The 8302-nt window shown below is 44.7% G+C and carries 5 protein-coding genes; 4 read left to right on the forward strand and 1 reads right to left on the reverse strand.

Annotation, left to right across the window (positions count from 1 at the left end):
- Positions 1-72: 72 nt before the first annotated feature.
- Positions 73-4761 (reverse strand): sacsin N-terminal ATP-binding-like domain-containing protein, encoded by a 4689-nt coding sequence (locus ACBR23_RS19010; protein WP_371120250.1) that lies wholly within the window; start codon positions 4759-4761, stop codon positions 73-75.
- A gap of 185 nt (positions 4762-4946) precedes the next feature.
- Here ACBR23_RS19010 and ACBR23_RS19015 point away from each other — a divergent pair, with 185 nt between their 5' ends.
- The 4 genes from ACBR23_RS19015 to ACBR23_RS19030 all read left to right on the forward strand — a co-directional run.
- Complete coding sequence (locus tag ACBR23_RS19015) at positions 4947-5732, forward strand: AMIN domain-containing protein (RefSeq protein ID WP_371117953.1); 786 nt, start codon at positions 4947-4949, stop codon at positions 5730-5732.
- A gap of 274 nt (positions 5733-6006) precedes the next feature.
- Positions 6007-6990, forward strand: coding sequence for a porphobilinogen synthase (gene hemB / locus ACBR23_RS19020; RefSeq protein ID WP_371117954.1), 984 nt, complete (start codon positions 6007-6009; stop codon positions 6988-6990).
- A 447-nt stretch (positions 6991-7437) separates the two neighbouring features.
- Entirely contained in the window at positions 7438-7932 is a 495-nt protein-coding gene (locus ACBR23_RS19025) for a GNAT family N-acetyltransferase (protein ID WP_371120249.1), read from the forward strand.
- A gap of 99 nt (positions 7933-8031) precedes the next feature.
- A partial coding sequence (locus ACBR23_RS19030) for a recombinase family protein (protein WP_371120248.1) occupies positions 8032-8302 on the forward strand: 271 nt, incomplete at its 3' end.

Here is an 8302-nt window from a genome sequence, read left to right on the forward strand (position 1 = left end):
GACACAGAGAAAGAGAAGATAGAAATCATAATTCCGATGTCAACGGATTTGATATCATTTAATCTTACTCCCTCAAAATGCCCCCCAGTAAATTGAAGATTCACCCCTAGAATTTTTCGCCAATTTACTAATATTATCTTCTGGATTTTCCGATTCAGTAGCAGTAACAAGCGATGGTAAAGACCTAATTCGCAACTCGTCTAGTAAACTATTAATCATACTCGGTTTAGCATCAATTATGGTGGCTAGTGGCAGCAAATTTTTAACCGCATATTCTCCGAGTCTAACATTGACGCTTTCTGCTAAAAAGCAGAGCATAATATATCTGTTAGCGCTGCTGATAATCTGAAAAGTTTTATTAAATTCGTCAAAGTGTTGAGTACCCGGTATATCTGTGGCAATTAGGGTTTCATCGCTCAAAAATAAATCTACATTAATTTGACTAGCGGCCGAAACTTTAGCTTTAGCCAGCCAGATTAAATCTAAAATTGGTTCGGATTCGCGATCGTGAAAAATCAACCGCTTCAAACCAGATCTAAATTCTGCTGAATTTAATGTATTTTGCCATTCTAGACACCAATCGCAGCTTTTGATGTTCCGGGCTAATTTTACTGTTTTCGGGCTTTCTACTGCATCCTTGAGCAAAGAAAGACAGCCAACGGATTTAGCAAATTTAGTAGAAACTAGCTCGTGCAGTATCCGGTTAGAGTCAATATAATCCTTGCGCCAAGGTGCGTCTGCTATGAAAACTTGGTCAGCCACACCCAGCGTGTTGTTAGCAGTAAGTATCGGTATATTTTTAAGGGTGACTCCTTCTAAAAACTGTTGAGATTCCAGACGGCTAATTACCTGAATCGCACAGTTTTTATCCGCTTCATTTAACGAGTTGTTGTGGTCACTGAGCGTAGTCGAAGTGTGGTACTCTTCTGCTAGTTCGGTGAGAAAGTCTAAGTAGTCTTGTACGACGGGCGATCGCCTTTGTCCTAACCACTGATAAACTTCGCAATAAGCATGAGAACTAGCTATGGTTGTGCGACGATTTCCGAAAAATGGTACATCATCTAAAAAGACGTGTTGTGGTTGCCAAAACTTGCCTGTAGACTCATCCCACAGGCATTTACGCCGAGCAAAACGCTGTTGAACTTGTCTCTGGCGATCGCCGGAAATACCGCCTTTTACCAAAGTATCATAAAAATACTTGTAAATTGTCTTTACTGATTCTAATAGTATATTTTGAGTGTTGGATAATTTAATTTTATCATTTTCGCCAAGTTTTATGATAACATCAAAATGTTCGATGACTGTATTTGGTTCGACAGGCTCAAAACCCAGGGCATTCCTGATTTCTACCTTCAGCAAATCCCGCTGAGGACGTGCAAATATGAACTTTTGGCTGGCTACTAAACAAGCATCTTGAATGAAGCATAAATCTTTAGCGCGGTAAAGTCTAGCTTCAGGTATTGCCGATCCAAAATATTGGCTTAACTTCTCAGGATTTGCCTCAACAGGAAGCCAAGGTTTATCTGCAAGTGCTTCTGGTAGTGTCTTATTACTATTGGCAATTCTGGTGTTTTTTAGCACCTCCCAGTTGTCAACAATATAGTTGAAAACAGCAATGCAGGTATGACTAACAGCATCTGCACCCGTTCGATTTGCGGTTTGAATTAAATTGTCAACGCAGGCTAAAATGTCGTCAGCATTGGGATTTTGCCTCATCCCTAACTCGGAGAAAAAATTCAGCCAACTTTCAGAATCCTGGGAGTAAAATTCCATGTCTGGAATCGCTGCTACATTGCCGATAATATCCCTAACTACCTTACTTAAAGGATTGTAAATCAATTGAACCGATCGCAATCTCCTGTCACTACAACGTATCAGACGAGCATTTTTCAACTCTTCCTGGAATCCCCAAGCATTTTCTCCTCCCTTTTCTAACTCTTGGCTAGCTTTAGTCAAGTTATCCCGAATCCAAGTTAGCGCGATTAACTGTTCTTCCGGGGAAAATGAGGCATATTCTGGCAACAAACAGTCGCGAATCAGTCTCGCGCGGTTGAGTATTGGCACTTGCAAATATTGGAAGAGCGACATCCATTCCCTAGATTTTCCGATGCGTAAAATCCGTAAACTACCTGCAATGTCTGGCGGTTCATATCCATCACCCGGAAGGTAGACATTTTCACTATTGAGAGAAACTATTTCGCCGGAGGTTGTGGGGTAAATTGGCAGTTGGCGCAGCTTATTTTGCCTAGTTTCATCGTAATTTCTTTGCTCTGGATTTGCCAGGAAATTCAGCAGATGTGTATAATGCTGTTCGTTGTAAGCTGGCAAACCCCGATCGCACCGCGAATATACTGTGTCTAGAATATCCGGGCCTGTGATAGCATAGACTAACTGATTTTTGTGGCGATCGGCAAATAGTGCGATCGCGCCCTCAAGTTTTGCAGGTGCTTTGACGATAGTCGCCCCAAAATACTGCACCGCTGCAATTGTTTCCGCCTCAATTTTAGCGTCGCGCAACAAAGGAGTGTCAAAACATCCTCCTTTATAAAGCTTAGCATGATTTCCCGGAACCAGCGCTACTTTTTTCAAGTTTTCGACGGTTTCTTGCGATAGATATCTGGGGCCGATATTGTAAAAATATTGATAAACTAAAGTCAACCATTCTGCATTAGGAGGATGCGTTGCATCGGGATTCCAATCAATTTCTGACTGACTTGAACCAATGACATTCACCAACTTCTTTGCTACTTCCGCAGCACTCATGGTTGAGATGCCATTTAGATTGTATCCCGGCAATAATTTAGTTAAATCTTGGTGGAGAAACCATTCTGGAGAATTGGCAAATATTTCCCTCTGCGCGTCGTCTGCAATGTAGATAGTGCCGATCGCATTATACCCAAATACCTGTAAAGTATTGTCAGCCAGAATCGCTAACGGCAAACCGCGCAAATCTTGCCAATTGTCGCTGAGACAATAGCGCAGCATATTCCCAATCCATTGGCGATTTCGTAGGCTGGCTTTCGGTGCATCCGACAGCGAAACCCCTAGGGATTTATTTTCGGTTAAGTGCTTTCGCAAATTGGCAGCAGTGAATGTTGCCAAGGGCAAACCAGCATCTTTAAAAGCTGCTAAAATCGAGTCGGGCAAGGGCGGATTTGGAATATCAATATTATCGGCACACAGTGGCGCTGATAACTCGTCCCAACAATTTTTTGAGGGTAAATTTTTGACTGTCGGAGGTGTCACCCATCTTGTCGATGACATCACAGCCCTGTTAATTTGAGCCTGAGTTACAATGTATTTTACAGCCGATCGCACAACTTGCTTGTGGTACAATAACTGCATCACAAAGTTGTGCAACTCTTCCAGAGCTTTGCTAGTAGTAATTTTGCTAATCGGCCAAAATTCGTAAAATTCCTCTGCCCCAAACCGTCCGATATCTTGCACTAAATCGACAATTAAGTTAGCATAAGCGTGAGACAAAACATGGCGGGCTAGTAGCCCATTCCAAATAGCTCTAGGCCGGTCTTTTCCCGTTTGTCCGCTGTCGCTACTGAGGTTATCCCGCGAACTATTTAAGTTGAAAAAACCGTTGATGTGAACCGGCAAACCAGTTTCCAGAGGAAGCGGCAAAAAACAGTAAACTTTGCCAGAAACAGGCGGCAGATTTCCCTCGGTACTAGCAGCACTAATTCTAGCAGCAGCACCGGCCCAAGGCACTACTTTCTCTTGACTTTGGTGCATGGCTGTGATATTTTGTGCTAAATCGCCCCCTTCGTCGGTGCGAATTAAACTGACTATTCTCCAAGTAGACTTGATAGTGCGATCGCAACTAATCGTTTCTATCTCATGGCGGTAAGAAACTGAGACTAAACCATCAGGATTGCTGCTGCACAATTCCAGTAACTTGTCGGGAGTATCGGGAATTGCATCCAGGAGTTTTTGTCGCGCCTCTCGGACTTCTAGGGGATTTTTGGTCAAAATTGCCAGAATCTCTTGTCTGGTTTCTTGACTGTTTGCCGGAATTTCATAAACTCTAATTTCCTGAACCGATTTCAAAAACAGCAAAAGTTCTTCACCAGACTGTCTCAATTCATCTAGCAGTTCCTTGACGTTTGATTCAGTAAAAGCTTGTTTACGAATCTCGCTATTTTTCGCGCTTTCTGTTGTTCTCAAAGGTAGCCGAAACAGAGTACCTTGAAAGTTATTATCTCCAAAGGGCAATCCTCCCGCTGCGTAGACTTGCATAAAACCAGGATATTTTTCGTACCATTTCGCCTCTGCCAAGTTCCACTCACGCCCAGGTTCTTGCCGAGAAGTGCCCGGAATCGCCGCCCCGTGAGGGTCAAAAAAAATCAGGCGATCGCGCGACACAAAACTGGGAAAATCTGTAACGTGATAAATTGCATTAAACCCGACGCCAAACCTACCCGTTTTCTGCAAGTCTCCTGCTTTTTCGCTTTGTCCCAAACTGCGAATGCTGTCAAAATCTTTGTCTGTAAATACGCGATCGTTGTAGACTAACATCGCCGGCCCCATTAACCGTACCATGCGATCGTCAGGCAATTCTTTGACTTCATGGTTTCGCCAATCGAGGGTTATTTCTACTCGCGTGGCTTTCGCATCGTCAGCATTTTGAATTAATTCCTTGAGAATCCCCACACCTTCGGGATAATCGCGAATAATTCCCCTCAATCTGGCGATTAAAGGTTCCGATTGATAGAAAGATTTTCCCTCAAGTTCGCTGTTGCTGTAAGTCATAGGTGTTCTGACGGCAGGAATTTTAGGCGATCGCGATTCCGATTATACCAATTTAATGGGTCGTTGCACATATCTCGATCCCCCTGACAATCCTCCTTCCCCCCAAGGGGGGCTGGGGGGGTTCTTCCTTCGCGTTCTTCGCGCCTTCGCGGTTCATTTAATCTTATATAGTTTAAGGAGCAGCCATGCACTACCAAAAATTTTGGCAACACTTACAAAAATTGACTTTTAATTCTCTAGCACTCAGATTGTTAGCCAGCTTGTCACTGAGTCTGAATCTAGCCGTCGCCACCGCAGTTTTGATGCCAATCGGACAACAACAAGCCACGGCTTCCACTGTTCCCCTTTGGCAATTCGATCCAGCCACCAATGAGTTAATCATTAGCCTCCCAGAAGGCGTAACTCCCAAATATTCTGTATTAAACCCCAATCAAATTGCTGTGGATTTACCCAATACTGAAATCTCAGTAGATGCAACTCAGTTATATCCAAAAGGATTAATAAGTTCTGTGGGAATGAGTCAAATTCAACCGGGAAGGGTGAGAATTGTGATGGAGTTAGCACCAGGATTTGCTGTCAGGCCCGATCGCACTCAATTCCAAAAAATCGGTGCCGCCAATCGCTGGGTGTTAGTTCCCGCCATCGCCCCAAGTGCGATCGCCAACACCAGGGAAACCACAACCCCCTCAGCCACAGCCATAGCACAGCCCCAGCCCACAAAAACTCCCAACTCGACACCCACTCCAGAACCTGTTTCACCAAGTGCGATCGCTACTCAAACTTACAATCGCCCTCCTGCCCAACAAACAACCCAAAACGACCAAATCCGACCCATAACAGTGCCTTTAGTAAGGGTGGCAGTGGAGGAACGGCGGGGGATACGTTTAGCTCCCATACCACGTCCTGCTGCACCCAACCAGGGGATAATTAACTTTGGCGAACCGCTACCCAATATCGATCGGATTAATTGAACCGGGAAGGCGCTAAGGAATAGAAACAAAAAGATGCTGTTCTTGCTTCGCGCTATTACCCTGTTCCCGGTTAAATCATCTGACGGTGCCACGGGATTTGATATGATATCAATTCCTGCACTCTCAGGTGATTGTTGACTGTTGACTGTTTTATCATTCCGATGCCACCGGAAACGATAGGATGCGTCCTAGCCTTCCCCAACAATAAGCTCTAGACTTTTAAAACAATCCACAAGTCTCCAAGACCGGACTTGACCTAACATTAAAAAACATTATGTTTCCCACACACCGTCCCCGCCGCCTCCGCAACCATCCCCAACTCCGCCGGATGGTGCGCGAAAACATCTTGACAACCAGCGATTTAATTTACCCCCTATTTGCCGTACCGGGGGAAGGTTTTGCTAAAGAAGTCACATCAATGCCAGGAGTTTACCAGCTCTCGATCGACAAAATAGTCGAAGAAGCAAAAGAAGTTTACGACCTCGGCATTCCGGCAATTATTTTATTCGGAATTCCCGCGGATAAAGACACAGACGCCACCGGTGCTTGGCACGATTGCGGTATCGTCCAAAAAGCGACAACAGCAGTCAAAGAAGCAGTACCAGATTTAATCGTCATGGTCGATACTTGTCTGTGCGAATATACCAGTCACGGTCACTGTGGCTATTTGCAAGTCGGCGATTTAACCGGTCGTGTTTTGAATGACCCAACCCTTGAATTGCTTAAGAAAACTGCGGTTTCTCAAGCTAAAGCCGGTGCAGATATTATCGCCCCTTCTGGGATGATGGACGGTTTTGTCGGAGCAATTCGGGAAGGATTGGACGATGCTGGATTTGAAGATATTCCTATCATGTCCTACGCGGCAAAATATGCTTCAGCTTATTATGGCCCGTTCCGAGATGCGGCGGATTCTGCACCCCAATTTGGCGATCGACGTACCTATCAAATGGACCCCGGAAATGGTCGTGAAGCTCTCAAAGAAATTGCTCTCGATATTGCCGAAGGTGCGGATATGCTCATGGTTAAACCTGCTTTAGCCTATATGGATATCATCTGGCGCGTTAAGGAAGCAACTAATCTGCCAGTTGCAGCTTACAACGTTTCGGGAGAATATGCGATGGTTAAAGCCGCTGCTCTCAATGGTTGGATAGATGAAGAAAGAGTAGTGATGGAAACTTTGACAGGATTCAAACGTGCTGGTACTGATTTGATTTTAACTTATCACGCCAAAGATGCCGCCCGCTGGTTAAAAGGCTGAGGAAATCTCCGCGGTTAATACCCCGTCGTAGTTGAAGCGTGGAAGGGCTACCCAACCTACTTCATCTATTGGAAAAAGGTTATATAGACTTTCTCAGACACTGGGAGGGCCGGCACGGGGGCACGGCCCCTACAAGCGAAGGAAACCGCCCTGGGCGGCACGGCTGTTTCATTGTCCAGAAAACGATGATTCTGTAGGGGTAGTGCTCCCCGCCTACCCCCCTCACTTACAACCCTTGAGAATCGCCTTAATAGCCTTGGCGGTGGCTGTTAAGGCTACTTCTATACATCCAGAGCGAGGACTTTTTGTGTAAAGTAGCGGCTCTGATAGCGATCGCATTTTGTTAGTAAAAAGTATTAATGATTACGGAAATTAGTCAGATAATATGGGTGAATTAATTTATGTTTGTATCTTTAGAATTAAATACAATTTACGAGCCGATTTAGAATGACATCAACGACTAGAGATTCCAGTCACATTCAATTTTGCATAGGTCACGATCGAGTAGACCTCGAACAACTTCAACATCTATTTAAAGTAGCTGCATTTTGGGCTAGGGAACGCAAGATAGAAGATTGGAAAATCGCGATCGCCAATAGCGAACCAGTTGTCACCGTCTGGGATGGCGAAAGGGCGATCGGTTTTGCCAGAGCCACATCAGACGGCATCTATCGAGCTACCATTTGGGATGTTGCCATTCACCCAGATTACCAAGGTGCAGGACTGGGACGCAAATTAGTCCAAACAGTTTTAAGTCATCCTATAATGAGCCGAGTAGAGCGAGTTTACCTGATGACAACTTACAAACAAAGCTTCTACGAGCGCATCGGTTTTCAGCATAACGCCAGCACGACAATGGTACTCGAAAATCTGCCCTTAGAAGAGAATGTCGAATTAGAAATTATCAATCAAGAACTCACCGTCAACCCGTTCCGGGTATGACGGGAGCTTGTAAGGCGGGCAAAAGCCCACCCTACTGATTTTAGCCGATCGGTATGCCTCTAATCATTAATTTATTGGACAAGACTGAACAATGCGTACATGGTGAGCCATAATACTAATATGGCTAAATATGTGAAACCAAATGAAGCAGCTAACACTTTGGGAGTTTGCCTCCGAACCCTCAGACGATGGGAAGCAGAAGGTAAAATCAACACAATCAAAACACCGTCAGGTCAAAGACGTTACGACATCGAAAAGTTCATCAAAAAAGAATCAGAACCAGAGGGAGGACGCGCCACTGTTATCTATGCTCGCGTCTCTACCCGACCTCAAAAAGCAGACCTCGATCGACAAGTTGAACGACTATCAA

Source organism: Microcoleus sp. (assembly GCF_041354475.1).
In the GTDB taxonomy this organism is placed as follows: domain Bacteria; phylum Cyanobacteriota; class Cyanobacteriia; order Cyanobacteriales; family Microcoleaceae; genus Microcoleus.